At 67.7% G+C, this 24,606-nt stretch carries 24 protein-coding genes; 14 read left to right on the top strand and 10 right to left on the bottom strand.

The annotated features are described in order from the left end of the window. From argP to Q0C59_RS08015, 10 genes are all read left to right on the top strand, one after another. Nucleotides 1-801, top strand: an 801-nt coding sequence (gene argP / locus Q0C59_RS07970; protein WP_291213888.1) for an HTH-type transcriptional regulator ArgP, incomplete at its 5' end; no start/stop codon positions are given. 30 nt (nt 802-831) lie between these two features. Further along, entirely contained in the window at nt 832-2,505 is a 1,674-nt protein-coding gene (argS, locus tag Q0C59_RS07975) for an arginine--tRNA ligase (RefSeq protein ID WP_291213890.1), read from the top strand. Nucleotides 2,506-2,519: 14 nt separating this feature from the next. Further along, complete coding sequence (locus Q0C59_RS07980) at nt 2,520-3,173, top strand: SPOR domain-containing protein (protein ID WP_291213892.1); 654 nt, start codon at nt 2,520-2,522, stop codon at nt 3,171-3,173. A 77-nt stretch (nt 3,174-3,250) separates the two neighbouring features. Next, nucleotides 3,251-3,898, top strand: coding sequence for a thiol:disulfide interchange protein DsbA/DsbL (locus Q0C59_RS07985; RefSeq protein WP_291213894.1), 648 nt, complete (start codon nt 3,251-3,253; stop codon nt 3,896-3,898). A 209-nt stretch (nt 3,899-4,107) separates the two neighbouring features. Continuing rightward, a complete protein-coding gene (lptA, locus tag Q0C59_RS07990; protein ID WP_291213896.1) occupies nt 4,108-4,722 on the top strand; it encodes a lipopolysaccharide transport periplasmic protein LptA in 615 nt (204 codons plus the stop codon). A 5-nt stretch (nt 4,723-4,727) separates the two neighbouring features. After that, nucleotides 4,728-5,522, top strand: a complete 795-nt coding sequence (gene lptB, locus Q0C59_RS07995) for an LPS export ABC transporter ATP-binding protein (protein ID WP_291213898.1) — start codon at nt 4,728-4,730, stop codon at nt 5,520-5,522. Between the two features lie 109 nt (nt 5,523-5,631). Further along, a complete protein-coding gene (rpoN, locus tag Q0C59_RS08000) occupies nt 5,632-7,272 on the top strand; it encodes an RNA polymerase factor sigma-54 (RefSeq protein ID WP_291213900.1) in 1,641 nt (546 codons plus the stop codon). Next, the gene (locus Q0C59_RS08005; protein WP_291213902.1) at nt 7,269-8,636 is read left to right on the top strand and encodes a class I SAM-dependent RNA methyltransferase; all 1,368 of its coding nucleotides are present in this window, start codon (nt 7,269-7,271) and stop codon (nt 8,634-8,636) included. The genes rpoN and Q0C59_RS08005 overlap by 4 nt, the downstream gene beginning before the upstream one ends. Before the next feature lie 49 nt (nt 8,637-8,685). Next, nucleotides 8,686-9,102 (top strand): putative toxin-antitoxin system toxin component, PIN family, encoded by a 417-nt coding sequence (locus Q0C59_RS08010; RefSeq protein ID WP_291213904.1) that lies wholly within the window; start codon nt 8,686-8,688, stop codon nt 9,100-9,102. Then, nucleotides 9,092-10,216, top strand: coding sequence for a toxin-antitoxin system YwqK family antitoxin (locus Q0C59_RS08015; RefSeq protein WP_291213906.1), 1,125 nt, complete (start codon nt 9,092-9,094; stop codon nt 10,214-10,216). The genes Q0C59_RS08010 and Q0C59_RS08015 overlap by 11 nt, the downstream gene beginning before the upstream one ends. A 15-nt stretch (nt 10,217-10,231) precedes the next feature. On the opposite strand, the gene Q0C59_RS08020 is transcribed toward Q0C59_RS08015, so the two are convergent. Then, entirely contained in the window at nt 10,232-11,851 is a 1,620-nt protein-coding gene (locus tag Q0C59_RS08020) for an FMN-binding glutamate synthase family protein (RefSeq protein WP_291213908.1), read from the bottom strand. A gap of 77 nt (nt 11,852-11,928) precedes the next feature. On the opposite strand from Q0C59_RS08020, the gene Q0C59_RS08025 reads away from it, so the two are divergent. Continuing rightward, a complete protein-coding gene (locus Q0C59_RS08025) occupies nt 11,929-12,741 on the top strand; it encodes a YecA family protein (RefSeq protein ID WP_291213910.1) in 813 nt (270 codons plus the stop codon). A gap of 99 nt (nt 12,742-12,840) precedes the next feature. On the opposite strand, the gene Q0C59_RS08030 is transcribed toward Q0C59_RS08025, so the two are convergent. From Q0C59_RS08030 to Q0C59_RS08040, 3 genes are read right to left on the bottom strand one after another with little or no spacing between them, the layout of a single operon-like run. After that, the gene (locus Q0C59_RS08030) at nt 12,841-13,503 is read right to left on the bottom strand and encodes a glutathione S-transferase family protein (protein ID WP_291213912.1); all 663 of its coding nucleotides are present in this window, start codon (nt 13,501-13,503) and stop codon (nt 12,841-12,843) included. Between the two features lie 8 nt (nt 13,504-13,511). Continuing rightward, nucleotides 13,512-14,432, bottom strand: a complete 921-nt coding sequence (locus Q0C59_RS08035) for an alpha/beta fold hydrolase (RefSeq protein WP_291213914.1) — start codon at nt 14,430-14,432, stop codon at nt 13,512-13,514. 44 nt (nt 14,433-14,476) lie between these two features. Beyond that, complete coding sequence (locus tag Q0C59_RS08040; RefSeq protein ID WP_291213916.1) at nt 14,477-15,367, bottom strand: LysR family transcriptional regulator; 891 nt, start codon at nt 15,365-15,367, stop codon at nt 14,477-14,479. Nucleotides 15,368-15,494: 127 nt separating this feature from the next. On the opposite strand from Q0C59_RS08040, the gene Q0C59_RS08045 reads away from it, so the two are divergent. Continuing rightward, nucleotides 15,495-16,655 (top strand): Acg family FMN-binding oxidoreductase, encoded by a 1,161-nt coding sequence (locus tag Q0C59_RS08045; RefSeq protein WP_291213918.1) that lies wholly within the window; start codon nt 15,495-15,497, stop codon nt 16,653-16,655. Here the strand turns inward: Q0C59_RS08045 and Q0C59_RS08050 are convergent. Genes Q0C59_RS08050 through Q0C59_RS08060 form a run of 3 tightly spaced genes read right to left on the bottom strand, consistent with a single transcriptional unit; the run spans nt 16,645 to nt 18,791 of the window. Further along, nucleotides 16,645-17,787: a DNA alkylation repair protein gene (locus Q0C59_RS08050; RefSeq protein ID WP_291213920.1), complete on the bottom strand. Its 1,143-nt coding sequence runs from the start codon at nt 17,785-17,787 to the stop codon at nt 16,645-16,647. The two genes, Q0C59_RS08045 and Q0C59_RS08050, sit on opposite strands and share 11 nt — an antisense overlap. A gap of 9 nt (nt 17,788-17,796) precedes the next feature. Continuing rightward, nucleotides 17,797-18,273 (bottom strand): CinA family protein, encoded by a 477-nt coding sequence (locus tag Q0C59_RS08055; RefSeq protein ID WP_291213922.1) that lies wholly within the window; start codon nt 18,271-18,273, stop codon nt 17,797-17,799. A 2-nt stretch (nt 18,274-18,275) separates the two neighbouring features. Continuing rightward, nucleotides 18,276-18,791: a phosphatidylglycerophosphatase A gene (locus Q0C59_RS08060; protein WP_291213924.1), complete on the bottom strand. Its 516-nt coding sequence runs from the start codon at nt 18,789-18,791 to the stop codon at nt 18,276-18,278. Nucleotides 18,792-18,868: 77 nt separating this feature from the next. Here Q0C59_RS08060 and Q0C59_RS08065 point away from each other — a divergent pair, with 77 nt between their 5' ends. After that, on the top strand, nt 18,869-20,461 hold the full coding sequence (locus Q0C59_RS08065; protein ID WP_291213926.1) for a hypothetical protein: 1,593 nt from the start codon (nt 18,869-18,871) through the stop codon (nt 20,459-20,461). Here the strand turns inward: Q0C59_RS08065 and thiL are convergent. Genes thiL through apaG form a run of 3 tightly spaced genes read right to left on the bottom strand, consistent with a single transcriptional unit; the run spans nt 20,432 to nt 23,839 of the window. Further along, complete coding sequence (gene thiL / locus Q0C59_RS08070; protein WP_291213927.1) at nt 20,432-21,424, bottom strand: thiamine-phosphate kinase; 993 nt, start codon at nt 21,422-21,424, stop codon at nt 20,432-20,434. The genes Q0C59_RS08065 and thiL overlap by 30 nt on opposite strands. Further along, nucleotides 21,417-23,426: a site-specific recombinase gene (locus Q0C59_RS08075; protein ID WP_291213929.1), complete on the bottom strand. Its 2,010-nt coding sequence runs from the start codon at nt 23,424-23,426 to the stop codon at nt 21,417-21,419. Before Q0C59_RS08075 ends, thiL begins: the two co-directional genes overlap by 8 nt. A gap of 17 nt (nt 23,427-23,443) precedes the next feature. Further along, entirely contained in the window at nt 23,444-23,839 is a 396-nt protein-coding gene (gene apaG, locus Q0C59_RS08080; protein ID WP_291213931.1) for a Co2+/Mg2+ efflux protein ApaG, read from the bottom strand. A 90-nt stretch (nt 23,840-23,929) separates the two neighbouring features. Between apaG and rpe the strand changes: the two genes are divergently transcribed. Next, nucleotides 23,930-24,606, top strand: a 677-nt coding sequence (gene rpe / locus Q0C59_RS08085; protein WP_291213933.1) for a ribulose-phosphate 3-epimerase, incomplete at its 3' end; no start/stop codon positions are given.

Below are 24,606 nucleotides of genomic sequence, written 5' to 3' on the forward strand. Positions count from 1 at the left end.
ATCAAGTCGCTCGAAGACACGCTGGGCCAGCGCCTGCTGGTGCGCGGCAAACAGGTGCGCGCCACGCCGGCCGGTCAGGCGCTGCTGGGGCATGTGAAGCAGGTGCGGCTGATGGAAGCCGATCTGCTCGATGGTTTGCAGGGCGGCGCTCAACCCCGGGGCGGCGTGCGCTGGCAAAGCCTGGGTGTGGCGATCAACGCCGACTCGGTGGCCAGCTGGTTCCTGCCCGGTGTGGCCGCCTTGTTGCAACGCCACCATTTGTTGCTGGAGATCCTGATCGACGACCAGGACCACACGCACGACGCGCTCAAAAGCGGCGATGTGATGGGCTGCGTGACCACGCTCACCACCGCCATGCGCGGCTGCGTGGCCGAGCCGCTGGGCGTCATGCGCTACCGCTGCGTGGCCTCGCCGGCGGTGGCGCAGCGCTGCCGCACGCCGCGCGGCGCGGTGTCGGTGCACAAGCTGCTGGCCCAGCCGGCGGTGATCTTCAACCGCAAGGACGCTCTTCAGGATGCGTTTCTGGAGCAGCATTTCGGCCTGCGCCAGCCCAACTACCCGCGCCATTTCGCCCCCGCTGTGGAAGCCTTCGAGACCGCCATCGAACTCGGCCTGGGCTGGGGCATGGTGCCCGAGCAGCACCTGGCCGCCCGCCCTGGCCTGCAGGAAATCCTGCCCGACGCCACCGTGGACGTGGTGCTGTACTGGCAACACTGGGCGCACGAGTCGCTCTCGGCGCAGCGGCTCACGGCGGCGGTGAAGGAGGCGGCCGCGCGGCACCTGCGGCCCGTGCCGCCGTGAGGCCGGAGCCCGACGCCTAAAATTGGGCCCATGCTCAAGATCAAACAGGAACTGCTCGACGGCCTCGCCGCCGAGCTCGACACACTTTTGCCCGGCGCTGCCGCGCGCGCGGCGTTCGAGTCGCCCAAGGTGGCGGCGCACGGCGATTTCGCCAGCACCGCGGCCATGCAGCTGGCCAAACCGCTCAAGCTCAACCCGCGCCAGCTCGCCGAGACCCTGCGCGGTGCGCTGCGGGCCCGCGTGGAATACGAACAGTGGGTCTCCGACATCGACATCGCCGGCCCCGGCTTCATCAACATCCGCCTCAAGCCGTCCGCCAAGCAGCAGATCGTGCGCGAGGTGCTGGCCGCCGGCGCGCGCTTTGGCATTGCAGAGCCCAACGGCCAGAAGCTGATGGTGGAGTTCGTCTCGGCCAACCCCACCGGCCCGCTGCACGTGGGCCATGGCCGCCAGGCCGCGCTGGGTGATGCCATCTGCAGCCTGTTCCAGACCCAGGGCTGGAGCGTGCACCGCGAGTTCTATTACAACGACGCGGGCGTGCAGATCGCCACGCTGGGCACCTCCACCCACCTGCGCGCGCAGGGCTTCAAGCCGGGCGATCCGCAGTGGCCCGAGAACGCCTACAACGGCGCGTACATCGCCGATATCGCGGCCGACTTCCTGGCGAAGAAGACCGTGAAGGCCGACGACCGCGAGTTCACCGCCAGCGGCGACATCAACGACCTGGACGGCATGCGCCAGTTCGCGGTGGCCTACCTGCGCCACGAACAGGACCTCGACCTGCAAGCCTTTGCGGTGAAGTTCGACCACTACTACCTGGAGTCCAGCCTGTACACCAGCGGGCGGGTCGAGGCCACGGTGCAAAAGCTCATCGACGCCGGCAAGACCTACGAGCAGGACGGCGCGCTCTGGCTCAGGAGCACCGACTACGGTGACGACAAGGACCGCGTGATGCGCAAGTCCGACGGCTCGTTCACCTATTTCGTGCCCGACGTGGCGTACCACATCAGCAAGTGGGAACGCGGCTTCACCAAGGTCATCAACATCCAGGGCACCGACCACCACGGGACCATCGCCCGCGTGCGCGCCGGCCTGCAGGCGGCCAACGTCGGTATTCCCGCCGGCTACCCCGACTACGTGCTGCACACCATGGTTCGTGTGGTCAAGGGCGGCGAAGAGGTCAAGATCAGCAAGCGCGCGGGCAGCTACGTGACGCTGCGCGACCTGATCGAATGGACCAGCAAGGACGCGGTGCGCTTCTTCCTGCTCAGTCGCAAGCCCGACACCGAGTACACGTTTGACGTGGACCTCGCGGTGCAGAAGAACAACGACAACCCGGTCTATTACGTGCAGTACGCGCATGCGCGCATCTGTTCGGTGCTGGCCAGCTGGGGCGGTGATGCGGCCACGCTGAAAGACGCCGATCTGGGTGCGCTGGACAGCGCGCCGGCCCAGGCCTTGATGCTGCTGCTGGCCAAGTACCCCGCCATGTTGGCCGACGCCGCGCGCGATCTGGCGCCGCACGACGTGACCTTCTATTTGCGCGAGCTGGCCGCGAGTTACCACAGCTACTACGACGCCGAGCGCATCCTGGTGGACGACGCCGTGGTCAAGACAGCGCGCCTCGCGCTGGTCGCTGCCACCGCACAGGTGTTGCACAATGGTTTGGCTGTGCTGGGCGTCAGTGCCCCGCAAAAAATGTGATGGTGAAACAAGCGATGAAAAAGAAACCTGCCAAGTCCACAAGCTCGCTCGGCGGCACCCTGATCGGCTTTGTGGTGGGCCTGCTGGTGGGACTGGGCATTGCGCTGGCGGTGGCGGTCTACGTCACCCGCGTGCCGATTCCCTTTGTCGACCGCAACGTCTCGCGCAACGCCGGCCAGGACGCTTTGGAAGCTGAGCGCAACAAGGGCTGGAACCCGAACCAGGCCTTGAACGGAGGCGCGGTCCCGGCGCCCGCGCCCGCCGCGCCGCCAGAAGCCGCGGGCGCCATCGTGGTGCCGCCGGCCGATGGCAAGAGCCTGCCCCCGGTGCCAGCGGCCGATCCACTGGGTGACCTCGCCCAATCCAGGCTGGGTCAGGCGCCGGCCGCGCCCGCCACAGCCGCCGCGACACCTCCCGCGCCTGGTGCAGATCCGTTCACCTACTTTGTGCAGGCCGGCGCCTTCCGCACCCCCGCGGACGCCGAGACGCAACGCGCCAAACTCGCCATGCTGGGCATCACTGCCGAGGTGAGTGAGCGCGAACAATCGGGACGCACGGTGTACCGCGTGCGTGTGGGGCCGTTCAATCAGAAGGCCCTGGCCGACCTCACGCAGGAGCAGCTGGAAGTCAACGGTGTTGAAGCCGCGCTGGTGCGCATCCAGCGTTGATTCCGGTTCGCGGACAGGCCGGGAACTTATCCCCGCCGCGCCAGCCCCAAACCAGTCCACACAAGGAGTCTGATTCCATGCAACGTCGCGATTTTTCCCGGTCCCTGCTGGCCGCCGGCACCACCGCCCTGGCCGCCGCCGGTGGTCTCGTCACCCCCGCCTTCGCCCAGCGCGTGGGTCCCAAGGAAGGCACCGATTTCGTTCGTCTGAACCCGGCGGCGCCCGTGGAAAGCCCGGCGAGCCAGGTCGAGGTGGTGGAGTTTTTCGCCTACAGCTGCGTCCATTGCTTCAACTTCGAGCCGATGTTCGACGAATGGATGAAAAAGCAGCCGGCCAGCGTGAAAGTGCGCCGCATGCCGGTGGCCTTCAGCCCGGCGTTCGTGCCGATGCAGCGCCTGTACTTCACGCTGGAAAACATGAAGCTGGTGGAGCGCCTGCACAGCAAGGTGTTCCAGGCCATCCATGTGGACCGCCAGCAGCTCACCACCCAGCCCGCCATCACCGCCTGGATCGAAAAGCAGGGCGGCGTGGACATGGCCCGCTTCAATGCCTTCTACAACGGCGCCGCCGCCGGCCTGGCCACCAAGGCCACCCAGTTGCAGGATGCCTACAAGGTCGAAGGCACACCGTCGCTGGGCGTGGCCGGCCGTTACTACGTCAACGGTCAAGGCCCCCGCACCCTGGTGGTGGCCGATGCGCTGATTGCCGAGGTCCGCAAAGGCTGACCAGGTTTGCTCCCCCCAAAGAGAAAGCCCGCACTGCGGGCTTTCTCTTTGGCGCTGCGGGCACAGGCGTCGGGCGACTCGACGCAACTTCTTGAATCGATGTGAGAAAAGACCCGGTAAAGGGCGCTCGCCACCCGTTCAGCGGGCATCACGTCGTTACAATGAATGCAAGTTTCGTGCCCTCAAATCCTCCTGCTGTCACCACCCCCATGCGCCTTCGCCACCCCTTGCTACTGACCGGCTGCCTTCTGGCGGGCCTGTTGTTTGCCGCAGCGGCGCAGGCCGAAAAGGCCGACCGCAACCTGCCGCTCAACGCCGAGGCCGACGCACTGCGTTATGACGACGCGCGCCAGACCAGCATCTTCACCGGCAACGTGATCATCACCAAGGGCACCATCGTCATTCGCGGCGCCAAAGTCGAAGTCCGGCAGGACGCACAAGGCAACCAGTTCGGCATCGTCAACGGCAGCCCCGGTTTTTTTCGCCAGAAGCGCGACGGGGTGGACGAATTCATCGAGGGCACGGCCCAGCGCATCGAATACGACAGCCAGGCCGACACCGTGCGTTTTGTGGGTGACGCCGTGCTCAAGCGCTTCAAGGGCACCCAGCTCAACGACGAAACCACCGGCAGCGTGATCGTCTACAACAACACCACCGACGTGTTCACCGTGGACGGAGGCGTGGCCAACCGCACCGCCAGCAACCCCACCGGCCGCGTGCGCGCCATGCTCACGCCCGTGCCCAAAGAGGGCGCACCCGCCGCCACGCCGGCGCCGCCGGCCAACCTGCGCCCCAGCAACCAGCTCGGCGAGGGCCAGAAGTGACGGCGATGCCCTCGGCCAAGGCCAAGAGCCCGGGCAAACGCGCTGCGCCCGTCACCGACATCAGCCGTCTCGAGGCCCAGGGCCTGCAAAAGGCCTACGGCAGCCGCAAGGTCGTCAAGGACGTGTCGCTCGCGGTCTTCAAAGGCGAAGTGGTCGGCCTGCTGGGCCCCAACGGCGCCGGCAAGACCACCTCTTTCTATATGTTGGTGGGCTTGCTGCGCTCGGACGCCGGGCAGATCCTGCTCGATGGCCAGGCCATCCAGGACCTGCCCATCCACCGGCGCGCGCGCCTGGGGCTGGGCTATCTGCCACAAGAGGCGTCGATCTTCCGCAAGCTCAACGTGGCCGACAACGTGCGCGCCGTGCTGGAGCTGCAGGAGGACGAAGCCGGCAAGGCCTTGGGCAAGACCGCCATCGAGGCGCGCCTGGACGAGCTGCTCAAGGACCTGCACGTGGACCACCTGCGCGATTCGCCCGCACCAGCCCTCTCGGGCGGTGAACGCCGCCGGGTCGAGATTGCGCGGGCCCTGGCCACCAACCCGCGCTTCATCCTGCTCGACGAGCCCTTCGCCGGCATCGACCCGATCGCGGTGATCGAGATCCAGCGCATCATCGGTTTCCTCAAGTCGCGCGGCATCGGTGTGCTCATCACCGACCACAACGTGCGCGAGACCCTGGGCATCTGCGACCGCGCCTACATCATCAACGACGGCCATGTGCTCACCAGCGGCACGCCGGCCGAGATCGTGGAAAACGCCGACGTGCGCCGCGTTTATCTCGGCGAACACTTTCGCATGTGATGGCCCCCACGCTCGTCACTTTGTGTACTTCGCTGCCCCCCAAGGGGGCTGATTCGCCTTGGGGCGGCCCGGCGGCGAATCGTCTTCCTGTTTGCACACGGTCGCGCTCATGAAACAAGGCCTGTCACTCAGGGTTTCGCAGCACCTGGCGCTCACGCCCCAGTTGCAGCAATCCATCCGCCTGTTGCAGCTCTCCACGCTGGAGATGGCGCAGGAGGTCGAGCAGATGCTCGACGAGAACCCGTTTCTGGAGCGCTCCGAAGACGCGGCCGACCGTGAAACCTTCGGGCTGGAGCAGACCGACGTGCCGGTGAGCGCGGGCGAGCAGATTGCAGAAGCCTCGGTGGCGCCCGACATGCCCGAGGCGCCGGGCCCGATGCTCTCCAGCACCGAATCCAGCAGCAGCACGAGCAGCGACACCAGTGAGGGCGATGCCATCGAGGGCAAGCTCGACGGCGCCACGCCGGTGGAAGAAAGCTGGGAGGGCGACGGTACGGTGGAGATGGCGCCGGACGACAGCGAGTGGGGCGGCGACGCGCCTGCGCGCAACAACAATGCGTCCGGCGACGACGACACCGCGAGTGCTGCCGACCTGGCCCGCGCCCACATCAGCCTGCAGGATTTCCTGCACGACCAGGCGCGCTGCCTGCGCCTGTCGGAAGAAGACCGCGCCGCGCTGTATTTCCTGATCGAGTCGCTCAGCGACGACGGTTACATCGAAGACAGCCTGGCCGAACTGGCTGCGGCCTGGCAGGCCCTGTCGGGCCGGATGGCAACCGACGATCCCAACGAAGGGCTGGAAGAACGCGAAGCACTCGAGCAACGCCTGGCCATGGCCCTGCAGCTGCTGCAACACATGGAGCCCGCTGGGGTGGGCGCTCGCAACCTTGCCGAGTGCCTGCGCCTGCAAATCCTGGAGATGCGCAACACGCCCGAAGCCCGTGCGGCCCTGGCCATTTGTGGGCAATCCATGGAACTGGTGGCCAAGCGCGACGTAAAGCGCCTGTGCAACCTGTGCGGGCTGGACGACGAGACCGTGCGCGCCGCGCTCGGGCTCATTGCCCGGCTGGAGCCCAAGCCGGGCCGCCGTTTTGTGGACGTGGAGCGCAACGTGGTGGTGCCCGACGTGCTGGTCACGCGCGCCGGCCGGGGCTTCAAGGTGCTGCTCAACCCCGAGGTCATGCCGCGCCTGCGCGTGCACGACGTGTACGCCAGCGCCATGCGCCAGAACCGCGGCGGGCGGGACAACGGTGGCGAAGCCGGCCACGCCGCCATGCAGCAGCGCCTGCAGGAGGCGCGCTGGTTCATCAAGAACATCCAGCAACGCTTCGACACCATCCTGCGCGTGTCCAGCGCCATCGTCGAGCGCCAGCGCAACTTCTTCATGCACGGCGAACTCGCCATGCGCCCGCTGGTGTTGCGCGAGATCGCCGACGAGCTCGGCCTGCACGAGTCCACCATCAGCCGCGTCACCACCGCCAAGTACATGTCCACGCCGTTCGGCACTTACGAGCTCAAGTACTTCTTTGGCTCGTCGCTGGGCACCGAGACTGGCGGCAACGCGTCGAGCACGGCCGTGCGTGCGCTGCTCAAACAATTCATCGCCGCCGAAGAGGCCACCAAGCCCCTGTCGGACAACCAGCTCTCCGACCTGCTGCGCGAGCAGGGCATCGAGTGTGCGCGCCGCACGGTGGCCAAGTACCGCGAGGCGCTGCGCATCGCCCCGGCCAACCTTAGAAAATCGCTTTGAACCAGCTACAAGTTTTTCTCCCCTGCGCCGCCGGCGTGGAGGACATGCTCGCCGCCGAGGTGAAGCGCATCACCGGCGTGGACGCGCCGCACAAGGCGCGCGGCGGTGTCGCACTCAACGCCTCGTGGCGCGACGCCATGCGCCTGAATCTGCACAGTCGCCTCACGCAGCGCGTGCTGGTGCAGCTCTGGCACGGTGGATACCGATCGGAACAGGACCTGTACCACGCCGCCAGCGAGGTGGCGTGGGAGATCTGGTTCACGCCGGCGCAGACCATCAAGGTCGAGATCACCGCGCAGCACAGCCCGCTGACTTCCCTGAACTTCGCCGCACTCAAGGTGAAAGATGCGATCTGCGACCGCTTCCGCGAAAAGCGCGGCGAGCGTCCCAGCGTCAACACCACCTGGCCCGACGTGCGCATCTACGTGCACCTGACCACCGAAACCGTGAGTCTGTACATCGACACTTCGGGTGAGCCGCTGTTCAAGCGCGGCTGGCGCGAAGACAAGGGCGACGCGCCGCTGAAGGAAACCCTGGCCGCGGCCATGATCGCCGCCACCGGCTGGGACGCGTGTGCCGACCAGCCGCTGGACGAGATCGTGCCGCTGTACGACCCCTGCTGCGGCAGTGGCACGGTGGTGATCGAAGCCGCGCAGATCGCGCTCAACATCGCGCCCGGCCTGCTGCGCCGGTTTGCATTCGAAAAGCTGCTGCCGTTCCAGTCGCACGTGTGGATACCGCTTCTGGAAGAGGCCGAGCGCCAGCAACGCGACTGGCCCGAAGGCCACGCGCCCATCGTGTTCGGCAGCGACGTGTCCTTCCGCATGGTCGACTTTGCGCAGCGCAACGCCGAGCGCGCCGGCGTGGCCCACGCCATCGAACTGCGCGGCGGCGACGCCTTGCAGCGCATGCCGCCGAGCGACAAACCCGGCGTGATGCTGCTCAACCCCCCGTATGGCGAGCGCATTGCCGCCGCCGGTGTGGCGGGCCAGAGTTCGGAAGACCGTGCGAGCGCCCGCGCCCAGCGCATGGCGCCGCGCGAGCCGCGCACCTTCACGGTGGGCAAAGCCGCACCGCCTGCGCCTGGACTCGGAAGGGAGAGCGCGCAAATGCCCGACGGTGGCGACGGCAGCGACTTCTTCAACCAGCTCGCCGCCCACTGGAAAAGCCACTACGCCGGATGGACAGCCTGGCTGCTCACGCCCGACCTCAAGCTGCCCGGCAAGATGCGCTTCAAGGAATCGCGCCGCGTGCCGCTATGGAACGGCCCGATCGAATGCCGGTTGTTCCGCTTTGACTTGACGGCAAGGCGGGAGGCACCCCCGCCGCACTCCGCGCGTCCCCCTCAAGGGGGCGATGTCTAGGACCGGCGAAGCCGGATCCGCGACATCTCTGGATCAAGAGACCTCGCTCGTGAACCCGCTCGTGCTCGACACCAACATCGCGCTCGACCTCTTCGTCTTTGAAGACCCGGCCACCGAGCCGTTGCGCGCAGCCCTGGCCGGGGGCCAATGGATCGCCACCGCCGCCATGCGCGAAGAACTCGTGCGTGTGCTCGACTACCCGCAGATCGCTCGCCGCCTCAACGCGCAGGCCCGGCCCGCGCAAGACGTGCTCGACGCCTTCGACCGCTGCACGCGCCTCGTGGCCGAGGCGCCCAAGGCCGCCTACACCTGCAAAGACCCCGACGACCAGAAGTTCATTGATCTCGCAGCGGCGCACCGCGCCACACTGGTGAGCAAGGACGACGCGGTGCTGTGCATGGCCAAGCGCCTGGCGCGCATCGGTGTGCAGGTGTGTCGTGAATGGAGTTCGACCCATGTTGATTGAAATCCGTCTGACGCTGCTGGCCCTGGGCGCCTTGTTCAGTGCCCAGGTCTGGGCCGTTCAGAGCTGTGAGCTCAACGGCGAAAGCGTGAGCCGCGCCAACGGCCACACCACCGCCGGCAAGAGCGGCGTGATGCGCTGCACCGACGACAGCGGGCAGGTGCGCCGGCTCGACCAGACCCTGCGCGACGGCAAGTACGTCGGCCCGGTGCTCATGGTGCTGGCCGACGGGGAGCGTCGTGAATACAGCCTCAACGAACGCGGCAACCGCGACGGCGTGGCGCGCACCTTCGACGCCAAGGGCACGCTGCGCAAAGAGGAAAACTATGAGGACGGCAGCGCCGTGGGCGTGCAGAAAAACTTTGCCGGGGCCGGCCACCTGCAGGAGCTGCACTTCTCGGCTGGCCGGCGCACCGTGCTCACCATCGGCTACCTCGCCGACGGTCGCCTGACCGAGCTGCGCTGCGCCGCCGTGACACTGGTGCCGCAAGACCGCGAGGTGTGTGGCCACACGGGCCGCGCGAGTGCGGTCACGCTCCACCGCGCAGACGGACAGCCCGCCGGCACCGTGAGCTATCTGCAGGGCCAGATGCAGCGCCTGAGCGTTCTGGACCGCGAAGGTCGGCTCGTGCGCAACGAAGAGCTCAAGGACGGGCGGCGCATCAAGCGCGTGTTCTACCCCTCGGGCCAACCACGATCAGAAGCCGACTTCATCGAGCGCGACCCCAACAGCCGCGAAGGCCGCGAGGGGGTCTCACGCGAGTGGGCCGAGAGCGGCCAGCTGACGCAGGAAACCACCTGGGCCGAGGGTTACGAGCAGCGCATCCAGCAGTGGTACCTGAACGGCCAGCAGAAAGTGCGCCAGCAGATCCGCCGCGACGGACGCAACCAGGAGCGCACCACCGAGAGCTTCTGGGACAACGGTCTCCCTGCGGCGGTGAATGTGGAGCGCAACGGCCGCTTGCTGGGCTGGCAGAAGTACTTCACCGAAGCGGGCGTGCTGGCGGTGGAAGACGAACATGGTGAGCGCGGTGTGCTGCTGCGCCGCAAGTCCTACGACGCGCAAGGCGTGTTCGTGCGCGAAGAGCGGTTTCTGGAAGACGGCTCGCGCATCTGAGGCGCGAGCTGCTGCTCAAGCCAGCCCGAAGCGGTCCGCATGCGCTTGCGGCCAGTAGGTGGTGAACACCGCGTGCTGGCCGGTGAGGTCGTGCAGCAGCGCGCCGGGCAGGGTTTCGGGCAGCAGGTTCGCGAGCAGACGCACCTCGTTCTGGTTCACGCGGCGCACCAGGTGGTGGGCGGTGATCTCGGCTGGGTGTTGCAGGCCAGCAGCCTGGATGAGCTCCTGCAAGGCCATGAGTGTGCGCTGGTGGAACTGGAACACGCGTTCGGCCTTGTCGGGCACCACCAGCGCCTGCTGGCGCACCGGATCCTGGGTGGTCACGCCGGTGGGGCACTGGCCGGTGTGGCAGCTCTGTGCCTGGATGCAGCCCAGCGCAAACATGAAGCCGCGCGCGCTGTTGCACCAGTCGGCGCCAATCGCCATGGCGCGCACGATGTCGAAGGCGCTGATCACCTTGCCGGCGCAGCCGATCTTGATGCGGTCGCGCAGGTTCACGCCCACCAGGGTGTTGTGCACCAGGCGCAGACCTTCCTGCAGCGGTGCGCCCACGTGGTCGGTGAACTCCAGCGGCGCCGCACCGGTACCGCCCTCGGCGCCATCGACCACGATGAAGTCGGGCGTGATGCCGGTTTCCAGCATGGCCTTGGCAATGGCGAACCATTCCCACGGGTGGCCGATGCACAGCTTGAAGCCCACCGGTTTGCCACCGGAGAGTTCGCGCAGGCGCACGATGAAATGCATGAGTTCGATGGGTGTGGAGAACGCGCTGTGTGCGGCCGGTGACACGCAGTCCTGGCCCACGATCACGCCGCGGGCAGCGGCGATCTCGGGCGTGACCTTGGGGCCGGGCAACACACCGCCGTGCCCGGGTTTGGCGCCCTGGCTGAGCTTGATCTCGACCATCTTCACCTGCGGGTCCATCGCATTGGCCTGGAAGCGCTCGGGGCTGAAGTGGCCGTTCTCGTCGCGGCAGCCGAAGTAGCCCGAGCCGATCTCCCAGATCAGGTCGCCGCCGTGCAGCCGGTGCCAGGCCGAGATTGAGCCTTCGCCGGTGTCATGCGCGAAGCCACCGCGTTTCGCGCCTGCGTTGAGCGCCTGGATGGCGTTGGCCGAGAGCGCGCCAAAGCTCATGGCCGAGATGTTGAACACGCTCGCTTCATAGGGTTGTGTGCAGCCCGGCCCGCCGATGGTGAGGCGGAAGTCGTGCGAGGCGATCAGGCTGGGCGCCATCGAGTGGTTGAGCCATTCGTGGCCGGTGGCGTTCTGGTCCACCTGGGTGCCGAAGGGGCGCTTGTCGGTCTCGCCCTTGGCGCGCGCGTAGGCCAGACTGCGCTGGCTGCGCGAAAACGGGGTGGCCTCGTTGTCGCTTTCCAGAAAGTACTGCCGGATCTCGGGCCGGATCTTCTCCAGCATGAAGCGCAGGTGGCCAATGACGGGGTAGTTGCGCAGCACCGAACTTTTGGTTTGCCGCATGTCCAGAACGCCCACCACCGAGAGACCGGTGAACACCAGGAACCAGAAAGCACCGATGTCAAACGCAATCAGCGTGAACAGGCTCAGCAACGCCAGCACCACACACAGGCCAAGCGCGGTGTAGCGCACGGGGTAGAGGGCGTTGAGGCGGTCGAGCATGCGGGCTTTCGGCAGAGGGTGCGGAATACACTTCAGCCCATCATAAAACCCGGGCCTCTGCAGCCCACACGATCCCCATGAACATCCCCCTGAACACATCGCCCGATCCCGCCGGCGCGCTGGACAACGACGACTACGACACCCTCGACGCGATCCTGGACGACCTGCGCACGCGCGGCGAAGACGTGCCGCAGTGGGAGTTCTGCGAAGGCGCCATGGCGGCGCTGCTGTGCACACGCCGCCCGGTGGAGCCGGCCGAGTTCCTGCCCATGCTGCTGGGCACCGGCCCCCTGCCCACCGCACCGCAGGAAGACGGCACGCACTTCGCCAACACCGCGCAGTACGAGCAGTTCATGGCGCTGTGGGCGCGCCGCAGCGCCGAGGTCTCTTTCTCACTGGCATCGCCGGTGGAGTCGCTGGAAGACGAGCGCAGCTACCACCCCGAACTGATGGACGTGCGCGGTGCCGTGGCTTCACTGCCCGAAGCCGAACGTGCCGACTTCAAAGACCAGGAGTTGCCGGCCTACGCGCAGGTGTGGGCGCTGGGCTTCATGTTCGTGGTGGAAAACTGGCCCGAAGACTGGGAGCCGCCGCGCGACAAGGACACCGCCGCCTGGATCGACGAGGCGCTGGACCACCTGGTGGCCCTGACCGAGGACGACACCGGCAAGCCCACGGTGAACATGCACGCCGAAGATGGCCCGCCGAGCGTGAGCGACGAGCGCCTCAACGCGTTCGGTGCGGCGATCTGGGCCGTTTACGACCTGGCCCAGATCGGCCGCAGCCTGGGCCCGCGCGTGGAGCCGATCCGCAAGGCCGAGACACCGGGGCGCAACGATCCTTGTCCGTGCGGCAGCGGAAAAAAATACAAAAAGTGCCACGGTGCCTGAAGGAAGCAGGCCCCCACGCTCCGCCGCTGCGCGGGTCGCTGCCCCCCGAGGGGGCTGATCCGGCTTGGGGCGGCCCGGCGCCGGATCGGTCCCGCCCGCTCACTTCAACTCAAACGGCCCACCCTGCACCAGCGCGCGCTGGTAAGCCGGGCGCGCGTGGATGCGGCGCAGCCAGTCCATGAGCTTGGGGCGGCTTTCGTTCAGTCCCGCGCGGGCCGCAGCGGCTTCCACCGGAAAACTCATCTGCACATCGGCCGCGCTGAACGAGCGCCCGGCGAACCAGTTCGAGGTGGCCAGTTCACCTTCGAGAAAGTCCAGGTGCTGCGTGAGGTTGGGTGTGATGAAGCGCTTGTGCACCGTGGCCGAGATCGCCTTGGCGATCGGGCGCACCAGCAGCGGGGCTTTCTCCACCTCGTCGAACACGAGTTTCATCAGCAGCGGCGGCATCAGCGAGCCTTCGGCGTAGTGCAGCCAGTAGCGGTAGCGCAGAAACGAAGGCGTGCCGGGCTCGGGTGAGAACTTGCCCTCGCCGTAGCGCTCCACGAGGTATTCGATGATCGCGCCCGACTCGGCCAGCGTGGCCTGCCCGTCGGTGACCACAGGCGACTTCCCCAGTGGGTGGACCTTCTTCAGCGCGGGCGGCGCCAGCATGGTCTTGGGGTCGCGCTGGTAGCGCTCGATCTGATACGGCACGCCCAGTTCTTCGAGCAGCCAGAGCACGCGCTGCGAGCGCGAGTTGTTGAGGTGGTGGACGGTGAGCATGGGGTCTTTCAGTCGGTGGTGATCATGAAGCTGCGCAGGGCAGCGGCCGTGGCCTCGGGCAGTTCTTCGGGAATGAAGTGGCCCGCCAGCATGGCCTGTCCGCTCACGGTGCCCGCGCACTGGGCTTGCCACAGGGCGAGCGGATCAAACAGCTTCTGCACCACACCACGCTGGCCCCAGAGCACCAGCGTGTCGCAAGCGATGCGTTGTCCGCGCTCGCGGCTGTCGCGGTCGTGTTCGAGGTCGATGCCCGCGCTGGCGCGGTAGTCCTCGCAGGCGCTGTGGATCGCCTCGGCGCGGCAGAAGCAGCGCTCATAGTCGGCCAGGGCCTGCGGTTCGATGTGGGGCAGGCGCGTGCCGCCCTGCGCCGATCCCCAACCGCCGAGCTTGGCGTGCAGGTAGGCCTGCGCGTTGCCGCCGATCATGCGCTCGGGCAGCGGTGCGGGCTGGATCAGGTGGAACCAGTGGTAGTAGGCGCGGGCAAACGCCATGTCGGTGCGGGCGTACATGTCGAGCGTGGGTGCGATGTCGATCACGCAGAGCTTGCGCACACGCTCGGGGTGGTCCACCGCCAGGCGGTGTGCAACGCGCCCACCCCGGTCGTGCCCGCAGAGAAAGAAGGTGTCGATGCCCAGAGCGTTCACCACGTCGATCACATCTTGTGCCATGGCGCGTTTGCTGTAGGTGCTGTGGTCGCTCTCGCCGGGCGCGTGCGACGAATCGCCATACCCGCGCAGATCGGGAAGCACCAGCTGGAAGTGGGGCGCCAGCTCGCGCGCCACGCGATGCCACATCACATGGGTTTGCGGAAAACCGTGCAGCAGCACGAGTGCGGGGCCGTCGGTGCGTCCGCCCACTCGCAGGGCTGCGTGGGCGCCCTGCGTCTGGATCTGTTGAAACTCGAAACCGTTGAACCAGTCGGCGCTCATGTGTTGACTCCTCGCTGTCGAGTGTAGGTGCGGCTTGTGTGTGTTCAGGCCAAAGCCTGCGGCAATGCGGTCGCCAGAAAGTCCCACACCCGGCGGATGCGTGGGTTGCTGCGAATTTCCCGGTGCACCGCCAGCCACATGGGCAGCGGTGGAATGTCCAGCATGGGCAAGAGCGGCACCAGCTCGGGGTTCTCTCGCACCGCATAGCGCGCGAGAAAACCCACGCCCAGCCCCGAAGTCACCGCGGCCTGGTAGGCGTTGAGGTCGTCGGTGCGCACCGCGAAATCTTCGCGCTGCAAAGGGAAACCCATGGCAGCGAAGCCGCGCAGGATGTCGGTGTTGCGGTCGTTGCCCACGAGGTCGTGGACGAGCAGGTCGGTGGGCACGCGAGGCGTGCCGCGCCGGCGCAGGTAGTCGCGGTGCGCGAAGGTGCCGATCGTCACCCGCCCCACGCGTTTGGCCACCAGCGAACTCTGGTCGGGCCGCACCATGCGCAGCGCGATGTCGGCCTCGCGCTGCAGCAGGTTGCTCACCGCGTTGCTGGACACCAGTTCGATCTGGATGTCCGGGTGCAGCTCGCGCATCTGTCGCAACAGCGGGGGCAGCAGCACGCAAGTGACGGGTTGGCTCGCGCTGATGCGCACGGTGCCTCGTGCCTCAAGCTGAGCGCCCGAGGCTTGTCTCGCCAGCTGGTCAGCCGCACCCGACATGCTGCGAGCGGCCTCGGCCAGGCGGTGGGCGTGCGCAGTGGGCACCAGGCCACGGCCGGTGCGTTCGAACAGCACCACGCCGAGTTGCGCCTCCAGTTCGCCGATGTGCCGGCCCACGGTGGGCTGGCTGGTGTCGAGAGTGCGCGCTGCTGCCATGAGGCTGCCCCGGTCCAGCGCGGCGAGGAACGAGGGAATCAAGGCCCAGTTGAAATCACCGGTATGCATTCTTGAATGTCTGGTGTTTGGTTTCAGGCAATTGTGTATGGGGCAGGACGTTTCCACAATGCGTTCCAGGGCCGTGCACTGGTTGGTGCCGGCCAGACCCACCCAATCCACACCTCGGGAGTGCACCATGGACCGAAGAAGCTTTCTTCGCCTCACTGGCGGCGGCGTCATCGCAGCCGCCACCGCGACCACCTTGCCTGGCTGCAGCAGCACGCTGCCGCCCGAGGCCATCGCCGCCTGGCAGGGCCCCGGCAACGAGCCGGATGTGCGCCGGTGGATCCTGGCGCACGCCATCCTCGCCCCGCACTCGCACAACCTTCAGTCGTGGCTGGTGGACCTGAGCGTGCCCGACGAGATCACGCTCTTCATCGACCGCAGCCGGCTGCTGCCCGAGACCGATCCGTTCTCGCGCCAGATGATGATGAGCCAGGGCACCTTTCTGGAGCTGCTCGACCAGGCCGCGCGGCAGAAAGGCCAGCGCGCCGACATCACGTTGTTCCCCGAGGGCGTGTTTGCGCCCACCACCGTGGACGCGCGCCCCACGGCTCGGGTGCGCCTGGTGGCTGATGCTTCGGTGCAGGCCGATCCCTTGTTCGCACACGTGTTCAACCGCCGCACCAACCGCGAGGCTTACGAGGCGCGGCTGCCGTCGGCCGAGGCCTTGCAGGCCATCGCTGCCAGCACCGCAGGTGCGGCCTGGCGCACCGGTTTCGTCACCAACGAGCAAGCGGACGCCATGGCGCAGCACCGCCGCATTGCCAAGGAAGCCTGGCGCATCGAACTGACCACGCCGCGCACGGTGCTCGAATCGTTCAAGGTGCTGCGGGTGGGACCGAAGGAAATTGCGCAGCACCGCGACGGCATTTCTCTCAACGATCCGATGGTGCGCGCCATCACCGCGCTGGGCTTGTTCGACCGCACCGTGGCACCCGCGCCCGACGACCAGGCCACCACCGGCCAGATCAACGAGTTCAATGCCCACATCGACGGCACGCCGGCTTTTTACTGGCTCGTGACCGAGGGCAACGACCGCGTGACGCAGGTCAACGCCGGACGCGCCTGGGTGCGCGCGCAGCTCGCGGCCACCGCGCAGGGCCTGTCGATGCAACCGATTTCACAGGCGCTGCAGGAGTACCCCGAGGTGGCCGCGCCCTACCGCGAGATTCACGAACAGGTGGGCGCACCCGCACCGCGCTTCACGGTGCAGATGTGGGCCCGGCTCGGCTTTGCGCCGACGATTCAACCGTCGCCGCGGCGCGGGCTCGATGCCCACATCGTCAAGGCTTGAGGTCGAACGACGCTTCGGCCAGCGCCGCACCATTGACCCGCAGCTCGATGCGGTGCAGGCCCGGGTAGAGCGTGCGTGTGGTCACCGGTTTGAGGCTGTGGCGCTTGTCCAGCGTGCGTTGTTCGCCGGCCGCCAGTGTGAGCTTCCAGCCCTTGAAGACCTTGGGCGAGCTGCTGCCGTTGGCGCGCACGTGGTGCACCGCGTAGTCGATCTCCAGCGGCTGGGCCTGGCGTGCGGTGGACCGCAGTGTCACGCGCAGCCCGATCGATTCACCCACCGACGCGCTGGGCGCCGACAGGCTCAGGCCGGCGTGCCCCTTCAAACCACTGGCCAGCCCCCAGGCCGCCAGCGTGGGTGCGTGGCCCTGCTTGATGAGGCTGCGGCTGGCGTGGCGCAAGAGTCCGTTGCGTTCGGGTGTGGCCTCGATCAGGTGGTCTTTCACCCAGCCGGCCACCAGGTCCGGGTGGTCCTTGGCGATGTCGTTGAGGTGGTTGGCCACGCTGCGGCGCACGTAGCTGCTCGGGTCGTCCTGCAAGGCGCGCAGCAACGGCAGCGTGGGCGTGGGGTCGGCGACCAGCGCCTGCAGGCGCAGTCCCCAGGGCAGGCGCGGGCGGCTGCCTTCGCTGACCAGCCGGCGCACGTGTGCGCTCGGGTCGTTCGCCCAGCGCGTGAGCACGGGCCACACGGCCTCGGGCTGCTGCTGGATGAACGGCCGGATCGCGAACTCGGCTGTGGAGCGCTGGGTGAGGGCGTGCAGACAGGTCAGTGACCGCGCCACGTCGTGCTGGCCGTGGCGCGCCACGAACTCCCCCATGGACCAGATGACCCAGCCGGCCAGGCCCGACTCGGCCGCTGATCCAGAAAGACCCTCGGGCTCACCTTTGGCGTCCATCGGCAGCGGTGGCGCCAGGCTGGTCTCGAGCACGTTGCACGCGTTGTTGAAATCGTCGGGCAAGGTGGCGCGCATCGCATCGGCGAGTTGCAGCATGCGCGCCTTGAGTTCGAGCGCATCGAGGCCGTGGTTGGCGAGCGCTTCGAAGCGTGGGCGGTCGAAGCCGGACCACGCGCGCTGCAGGTGCAGGCCGGCGTTGGCCACGGTGGTGGCGTTGACCAGGTTCTTGAACGGTTCCATGGCCGCGCCTCAGGGCAGGCGTTGCAGCAGACCGGCCAGCGCGTGGCGCACGGTGGCGGCGCGCACGGCAGCGCGGTCGCCGTCAAAGCGCTGGTGCTCGGTGAAGCTGCCTGCCGGTGTGGCCCAGCCGAACCACACCGTGCCCACCGGTTTGTCGGCGCTGCCGCCGGTGGGGCCGGCCACGCCGGTGACGGCGACCGTCAATTGCACCGGGGCATGGAGGATTGCCCCCGCCGCCATGGCGCGCGCCACCGGTTCGCTGACCGCGCCGTGGGCTTCGATCAGCTCGGCGGGCACGCCCAGCAGCTCGGTCTTGGCGGCGTTGGAGTAGGTGACGAAGCCGCGCTCAAACCAGTCGCTGGAGCCACTCGCGTCGGTGCAGGCGCCGGCAATCAGGCCGCCGGTGCAGCTCTCGGCGGTGGCCATCTTCCATCCGCGGCTTTTGAGTTCGCGCGCGAGCACCAACACCAGATCGGCGATGTCCATGGTCAAAATTTCCAGATTGCAATGACCAGCAGCGTGCAGAGCGCCGCAGCGAAATCGTCGAGCAGGATGCCGAAACCGCCGCGTGGCCCGAAGCCCTTGAAGGTCTTGTCGGCCCAGGCCATGGGGCCGAACTTCACCGCGTCGAAGAACCGGAACAGCACAAACGCCACCATTTGGGCCCAGAAGCCTGCCGGCGCGATCAGCCACAGCACCAGCCAGAAGGCCACCACCTCGTCCCACACGATGTGGCCGGAGTCGGCCACACGCATGTGTTGCGCAGTGACGGTGCAGGCCCACCAGCCCACCAGCGTGCCGGCACCGATCAGCAGCGCCCAGGCGACGGGCGACATCAGCGGTTGCAACAGCAGAAACGACGCCCAGGCCCACAACGTGCCCACGGTGCCGGGTGCAAAACGGCTCAGGCCGGCGCCCGCGCCCAGCGCGATGAAGTGGGCTGGGTGGGACGACAAAAAGGCCCAGGTCGGGCGGGCCATGGGGGCGGTGGCGGTCTCGGTCATGGACGAATTATGGGCGTGCGGTCTTGCTGACCCGTGACGCCGGCGGGATACTGGCGTGAACGAAAAAAGGGGGCCGCATGGAGCTGAACTCGGGTGCCATTCTCACGGCCATGGTGCTGGGCGTGCTGCTCACGGGCGCGGCTTCCTGGGTGGTCTCGGGGCTGTACCGCCGCCGCATGCTGGCGCTCATGAAACGGTCGCCTCCGCCCGATCCGGCGCAGGCGGTCGCTGCTGCCCGGGCGCCTGCGCCCGCCAAGCCCGTCGTCACGCTGGATGCGGTGGCCAACCGGCGGGCGAGCTGGCGCTACCTGTTCGCCGTGAGCGCACTGAGCCTGCTGATCGGCATCACCCAGTCGGTGCTCGCGCTGCTCTTCGTCTACGGCGCTGAGTTGCTCAGTGTGGGCCGCGCGCTCACGCTGGGCGTGGTCTATGCCTGGCCCATGGCGCTCACCTGGGGCCTGGTGCGGCGCTGGTCGTGGCTGCGCACGCTGGGCGCCATTGGGCTCTATTTGCTGGCCATGCTGGCGCTCACGCTGTGGCGTTCCGTGTCGCCGCAGCCGCTGGCCACATCGCTGGGCTGGCTCGGCGGATTGGTGCTGATCCCGGTGCTGGTCACGCTGGTGATCGGTGCCAGTGGCCGCATCCGGGCGGTCGCGCCTTATTTGCTGCCCATCTTCCTGATGCTGGCGGCTTCCTCGGTGCTGACCCTGCAGGTGATGGCCAGCGGAGCGCAGGACCCACCCGGGTGGGTGATCCGGCTGGTGGGCGCCATCGGGGTCTGGCCCGCCATCACCGTGATGGCGGTCGCGCCCTGGTTGCTGCTGGCGTGGCCGGCCTGGGCGATCGCCCGCTCGCTGGCGCGCGCTTACCGGGCCAAGCGCTTTTCCGATCTCTGGTATCTGCTGGCGGCGTACTGGCTGGTGGCGCTGGGCGCGTCGGCGTTGACAGCGCTGGAAGCGGTGGGTTGGATGGCGCTCACCCAGTTCATTCCCTGGTTGTGGATCCCGCTGGCGGCCTGGGGCTTGCGTGGCTGGCTGGCGCCGCACGGTGCGCCGCCCACCTTGCTGGTGCTGCGAGTGTTCCAGCAAGACGTGGGCGTACAGACCCTGTTCGACCGCGTGGTCGAGCGCTGGCGACTCTCGGGCAACACGGTGCTGATCGCGGGCACCGACCTGCTCAGCCGCACCATCGACCCGGACGATGTGTTCACCTTCCTGAACGGGCGTCTGGCCGACCGCTTCGTGGCCAACGAAGCGCAGGTCGCCGAACGTCTGCGCGACTTTGATCTGGCGCCCGACCCCGACGGCCGTTACCGCGTCAACGAGTGCTACTGCTACGACAGCACCTGGCAGCAGGCGCTGGCCGCGCTGGTGGCGCAGGCCGATGTGGTGCTGATGGACCTGCGCGGCTTCCAGGCGCGCAACCAGGGTTGCCGCCATGAGCTGGGCGTGCTGGCCACCGCGTCGCACCTGCAGCGCGTGGTGTTGTTGTTCGATGCCAGCACCGACCGGAGCACGGCGCTGGCGGATCTGGCCGGTGCGCCGGCCGGGCGCGTGGTGTGGGTGGAAGCGGGGCGACTGCAGCAGCGGCGCGTGGCGCAGATCGTGGGCGCGCTGCTCGGCGCCAATAGCGGCTCGGTGTCAGGCGAAATGGTCGAAGCCGCGCGCTGAAACTGCCACCGGGTGGCCCGAAGTATCGAGCACGCGCAGGCCCGGCGCGGCGCTGATGCGGCCAATGCGCTGCACTGGCGTGTGGCTGGCCTTGGCCGCCGCATCCACCGCGGCGCGCGCGATCGGCGCGGCGGTGAACAGCAGTTCGTAGTCGTCGCCGCCGTTGAGCAGGCAGTCGATGCGCCGGGCGTCGGGCAGCAAAGCCAGCGCAGGCGCTGTGGGCAACCGGGCCAGGGCGATCTCGGCGCCCACGCCGCTGGCGGCCAGGATGTGGCCGATGTCACCCGCCAGGCCGTCGCTCACGTCGATGGCCGCGTGCACCGCGTTGCCCAGCACCGCCAGCAGCGTGCCCAGTTCCAGGCGGGGCGTGGGGCGCTCCAGCCGTGCCCTCAGCTCGGGGTATTGGCTCAGTGCCTGGGGCCCGCAGGCCTGGGTGGCCCAGTCGGAACCCTGCATCAGCTCCAGCGCGAGCCGGGCTTCACCGGTGCGTCCGGTGAGGTACAGGTCGTCGCCCACCTGCGCCTGACTGCGCTGCATGGCCAGGCCGGGGCGCACCTCGCCCATCACCGTGATGCAGATGTTGAGCGGGCCGCGTGTGGTGTCGCCCCCCACCAGCGGGCAGGCATGGACATCGGCCAGCGCGAACAGGCCGCGGGCGAAGGCGGCCAGCCAGACCTCGTCGGCATGGGGCAGGGCCAGGGCGAGCGTGAAGCCGAGCGGGCGCGCGCCCATGGCGGCCAGATCGCTCAGGTTCACCGCCAGCGCCTTGTGTCCCAGCGCTTCCGGGTTGACGTCAGCGAAGAAGTGCCGGCCCTCGACCAGCATGTCGGTGGACACTGCGAGCTGGAAGCCCGGGTGGGGTTGCAGCAGGGCGCAGTCGTCGCCAATGCCGAGTGTCACCGCGGGGCGGGCCACCTGGCCGGCGCGCTGGAAGTGGCGCCGGATGAGTTCGAATTCACCCATGGTGCTGTTCGGGGGCGGGGTCGCCCGGGGGCGTGTCGCGCGGAGGCAGCAAAAAGCTCAGCGGCGCCAGGACAATGCGCTGTCTGATCGCGGCGCGGATCAGCTGGCGGTTCACCTCGCTGATGTTCTGCGCCTGCAAGGCCAGCCGGAACGCGAGGTAAAAACTCACGCCGAGGTTGATCGGGCCGATGGCCGCGATGCCCGCCACCGCCCACCAGAAGGCCGGTTCCACGAGCACGTTCAGGCCGAGTGCAAAGGCCGAGGCAGCCGCCTGGCCGGCCGACAGGGTCACGTGTCGCACATCGATCCCGATGCCGAAGAACTGCAAAAAGGCCGGTGTGAGGCCCAGCATGAAGCCCAGCGAGATGTTGGCCGCCAGCCCCGAGATGTTGGTGCGCGTGAAGTTGGCCCAGCGCGCCGCGCGCTGGCGCCCCAGCACCTGGGTGAAACGCGGGTTGTGTTCCATGGCCGAGTGCAGCTTGTGGAACACGAACCAGTTTTCCACCCAGCCCGCCACGATGCTGGAGGCGAACAGCAGCACGCCGGTGAACGCGGCGAACAGCAGGGTGGGCCCGAGCAGGCTGGTGCTCTCGAGCGTGTGGCGCGCCTTCTCCTGGTCCACCATGGCGCTGCCGGTGGTGAACGCGAGCACCGAGCTGATCAGGAGCACCACGGGAATCACCAGGCCGATGTTGCCCACGATGGCCGCCACCTGCGAGCGGAACAGGTTGGCCACCTCATCCACAAAACGTTTGACCGAGCCCGGCGCCTTGATGTCCTTGAGCTTGGCCACCATGGCCGGCGCCGTCACCGCCGGCTGTTTGGTGGCCACGGTGAGGTGTAGCAGCATGATGAGCACGAACGAGGCCGCGTAGTTCAGGCCGGCGGCAAAGCCGCTCCAGAAGGCCGACAGGCCCAGGCCGTAGAGCGCGAACTTCACCCAGGTGGTGAAGCCGATCACCGCGCCGCCACCGGCGGCCTTGCCCAACATGTCCTTGTATTCCGCGGCGTTGCGGGTGATGTAGTGCTCCCCGGTTTCGGCGCTGCGCTCGGCCACCTTGGCGGCGGTGAGGTGCGAGCTGGCCGCGATCAGCGAGCGGATGCTGCGGTTGTCCAGGCCCACCTGGGCCAGGTCTGCGAGCAGGGCGACGGTGGCGCGCTCGGGCTGGTCGGACTGCAGGCAGTCGAGCAGTTCCTTCACCCGCACCACGCGCTCACGCAGCTGGCGCAGGCGGAACACGATGCCCACCGAGACGCCGTGTTCTTCGAGGTGCGAATAGACCGAGTAGGCCGCATGGCGGCATGCGTCGAGCTGGTTGCGCAGCCGCGTGGCCGCCTCCAGCGCTTCGGGGCTTTGCGCACCGTGCACGCGCACCGCGCGGCGCAGCGATTCCAGGTCGCTGGGCAACTGGTGGAACGGCTTCTGCTCCTGGGCCTCGGGCGACATGCGCACCCGGATTTCGGAGGCAAAACCGGTCGCGCTGACCTGGCTCACGCAGGAAATCATGGCGTCCATCAGGGCCACCTGCCAGAAGTCCGCGGTGTCGGCGCCGGGCTCCAGCCCCGTACCGATCAACAGGTCGCGCAGGCGCAGCAGGGTCGCGCTGTCCAGCGCCTTGAGCCAGCGCACGTCAAAACGCGAGGGCAGCAGCAGGTCGAACAGCTCGCCCAGATCGTGGGTTTCGGGTGTGTGCGGCAGCGCCTTCTTGCGCAGGCGGTTGCCGAACTCGCTCAGGAAAGCCGTGCGCGGGGCAAAACCATGGTCGGCCAGCAGCGGGGTGATGTCCACCGTTTCCACAAAGCGCTGCCACCAGCGGCGCCAGCGCTGCTGCTGATCGGGGTGGGCCTGCACGCTGTCGAGAAACTCCCGCACCCGGGCCACGCTGGCCTGCACGTCTTTTTCGTCGCCGCGCACCCAGTGCATGGCGTCGATCAGCCACAGGTGGCGTTGCGCCAGGGGCGCGTCGGGGTCGAGGCTGTCGATGAGGGCAGTGACGGCCATGGGCGAGGAGCTGCGTTTCAGTGCAGCACCCGCGATGGCGCGTCACCGGCGCCGCTGGCGCGCAAGGCGAACGCGGGCACCACGGCCTCAAAACGTTCGCCGTCTTCGGCCACGCAGAAAAAGCTCCCTCGCATGCTGCCGGTGGGCGTCTTCAGGCGGGTACCGCTGGTGTACTGGAACGACTCGCCCGGGCGCAACAGCGGCTGGTGTCCCACCACGCCCAGGCCCTTGACCTGCTCGGTGTGGCCCTGTTCGTCGTCGATGATCCAGTGCCGCGAGATCAGCTGCGCCGTCGCTTCACCGGTGTTGGTGATGGTGATGGTGTAAGCGAAGGCGTACTGGTCTTCCTCGGGTGAAGACTGCTCGCTGAGGTACTGGGGTTCGACCTCGCAGGTGAACAGGTATTTGGGCATGGGCGGCATGTTACCCCGGGCATGCGCTGCGCCGTGAGGCCTGACAAAATGCACCCGACCGTCCACATATTCCCCCACCACAGGTTGCCCATGTCACAGAACCCCAGCGCCGCGTTCATCGCCCCGTCCATCCTGTCCGCCGACTTTGCCCGCCTGGGTGAAGAGGTGAAAAACGTCATTGCTGCCGGTGCCGACTGGATCCATTTCGACGTGATGGACAACCACTACGTGCCCAACCTGACCTTCGGCCCCATGGTCTGCCAGGCGCTCAAACCCCACGCCAAAAAACCCGACGGCACGCCGGTGCCGATCGATGTGCACCTGATGATCCAGCCGGTGGACGCGCTGGCCGGCGCCTTCATCGACGCCGGTGCCGACCTGGTGAGCTTCCACCCCGATGCGAGCGCTCACGTGCACCGCAGCGTTCAGGCCATCAAGGCCAAGGGCGCCAAGGCCGGCCTCACCTTCAACCCCGGGCAGCCTCTGGATGTGCTGGACTGGCTGATCGACGACATCGACCTGATCCTGATCATGAGCGTCAACCCCGGCTTCGGCGGCCAGAGCTTCATCGACTCGGCGCTGCGCAAGATCGAGGACGCGCGCAAACGCATCGAGGCCAGCGGCAAAGACATTCGCCTGGAAGTGGACGGCGGCATCAAGCCCGACAACATCCGCCGCGTTGCCGACGCCGGCGCCGACACCTTTGTGGCCGGCAGTGCGATCTTCGGCAAGCCGGACTACAAGGCGGTGATTGATCAAATGCGGGC

This window comes from Hydrogenophaga sp. (assembly GCF_022844385.1).
Classification (GTDB): domain Bacteria; phylum Pseudomonadota; class Gammaproteobacteria; order Burkholderiales; family Burkholderiaceae_C; genus Hydrogenophaga.

What these genes read in the sequence shown, in the direction of transcription:
- argS (WP_291213890.1), top strand. Translation starts at nt 832, where the DNA reads ATGCTCAAGATCAAACAGGAACTGCTCGACGGCCTCGCCGCCGAGCTC.
- Q0C59_RS07980 (WP_291213892.1), top strand. Translation starts at nt 2,520, where the DNA reads ATGAAAAAGAAACCTGCCAAGTCCACAAGCTCGCTCGGCGGCACCCTG.
- Q0C59_RS07985 (WP_291213894.1), top strand. Translation starts at nt 3,251, where the DNA reads ATGCAACGTCGCGATTTTTCCCGGTCCCTGCTGGCCGCCGGCACCACC.
- lptA (WP_291213896.1), top strand. Translation starts at nt 4,108, where the DNA reads ATGCGCCTTCGCCACCCCTTGCTACTGACCGGCTGCCTTCTGGCGGGC.
- lptB (WP_291213898.1), top strand. Translation starts at nt 4,728, where the DNA reads ATGCCCTCGGCCAAGGCCAAGAGCCCGGGCAAACGCGCTGCGCCCGTC.
- rpoN (WP_291213900.1), top strand. Translation starts at nt 5,632, where the DNA reads ATGAAACAAGGCCTGTCACTCAGGGTTTCGCAGCACCTGGCGCTCACG.
- Q0C59_RS08015 (WP_291213906.1), top strand. Translation starts at nt 9,092, where the DNA reads ATGTTGATTGAAATCCGTCTGACGCTGCTGGCCCTGGGCGCCTTGTTC.
- Q0C59_RS08020 (WP_291213908.1), bottom strand. Translation starts at nt 11,851, where the DNA reads ATGCTCGACCGCCTCAACGCCCTCTACCCCGTGCGCTACACCGCGCTT.
- Q0C59_RS08025 (WP_291213910.1), top strand. Translation starts at nt 11,929, where the DNA reads ATGAACATCCCCCTGAACACATCGCCCGATCCCGCCGGCGCGCTGGAC.
- Q0C59_RS08030 (WP_291213912.1), bottom strand. Translation starts at nt 13,503, where the DNA reads ATGCTCACCGTCCACCACCTCAACAACTCGCGCTCGCAGCGCGTGCTC.
- Q0C59_RS08035 (WP_291213914.1), bottom strand. Translation starts at nt 14,432, where the DNA reads ATGAGCGCCGACTGGTTCAACGGTTTCGAGTTTCAACAGATCCAGACG.
- Q0C59_RS08040 (WP_291213916.1), bottom strand. Translation starts at nt 15,367, where the DNA reads ATGCATACCGGTGATTTCAACTGGGCCTTGATTCCCTCGTTCCTCGCC.
- Q0C59_RS08045 (WP_291213918.1), top strand. Translation starts at nt 15,495, where the DNA reads ATGGACCGAAGAAGCTTTCTTCGCCTCACTGGCGGCGGCGTCATCGCA.
- Q0C59_RS08050 (WP_291213920.1), bottom strand. Translation starts at nt 17,787, where the DNA reads ATGGAACCGTTCAAGAACCTGGTCAACGCCACCACCGTGGCCAACGCC.
- Q0C59_RS08055 (WP_291213922.1), bottom strand. Translation starts at nt 18,273, where the DNA reads ATGGACATCGCCGATCTGGTGTTGGTGCTCGCGCGCGAACTCAAAAGC.
- Q0C59_RS08060 (WP_291213924.1), bottom strand. Translation starts at nt 18,791, where the DNA reads ATGACCGAGACCGCCACCGCCCCCATGGCCCGCCCGACCTGGGCCTTT.
- Q0C59_RS08065 (WP_291213926.1), top strand. Translation starts at nt 18,869, where the DNA reads ATGGAGCTGAACTCGGGTGCCATTCTCACGGCCATGGTGCTGGGCGTG.
- thiL (WP_291213927.1), bottom strand. Translation starts at nt 21,424, where the DNA reads ATGGGTGAATTCGAACTCATCCGGCGCCACTTCCAGCGCGCCGGCCAG.
- Q0C59_RS08075 (WP_291213929.1), bottom strand. Translation starts at nt 23,426, where the DNA reads ATGGCCGTCACTGCCCTCATCGACAGCCTCGACCCCGACGCGCCCCTG.
- apaG (WP_291213931.1), bottom strand. Translation starts at nt 23,839, where the DNA reads ATGCCCAAATACCTGTTCACCTGCGAGGTCGAACCCCAGTACCTCAGC.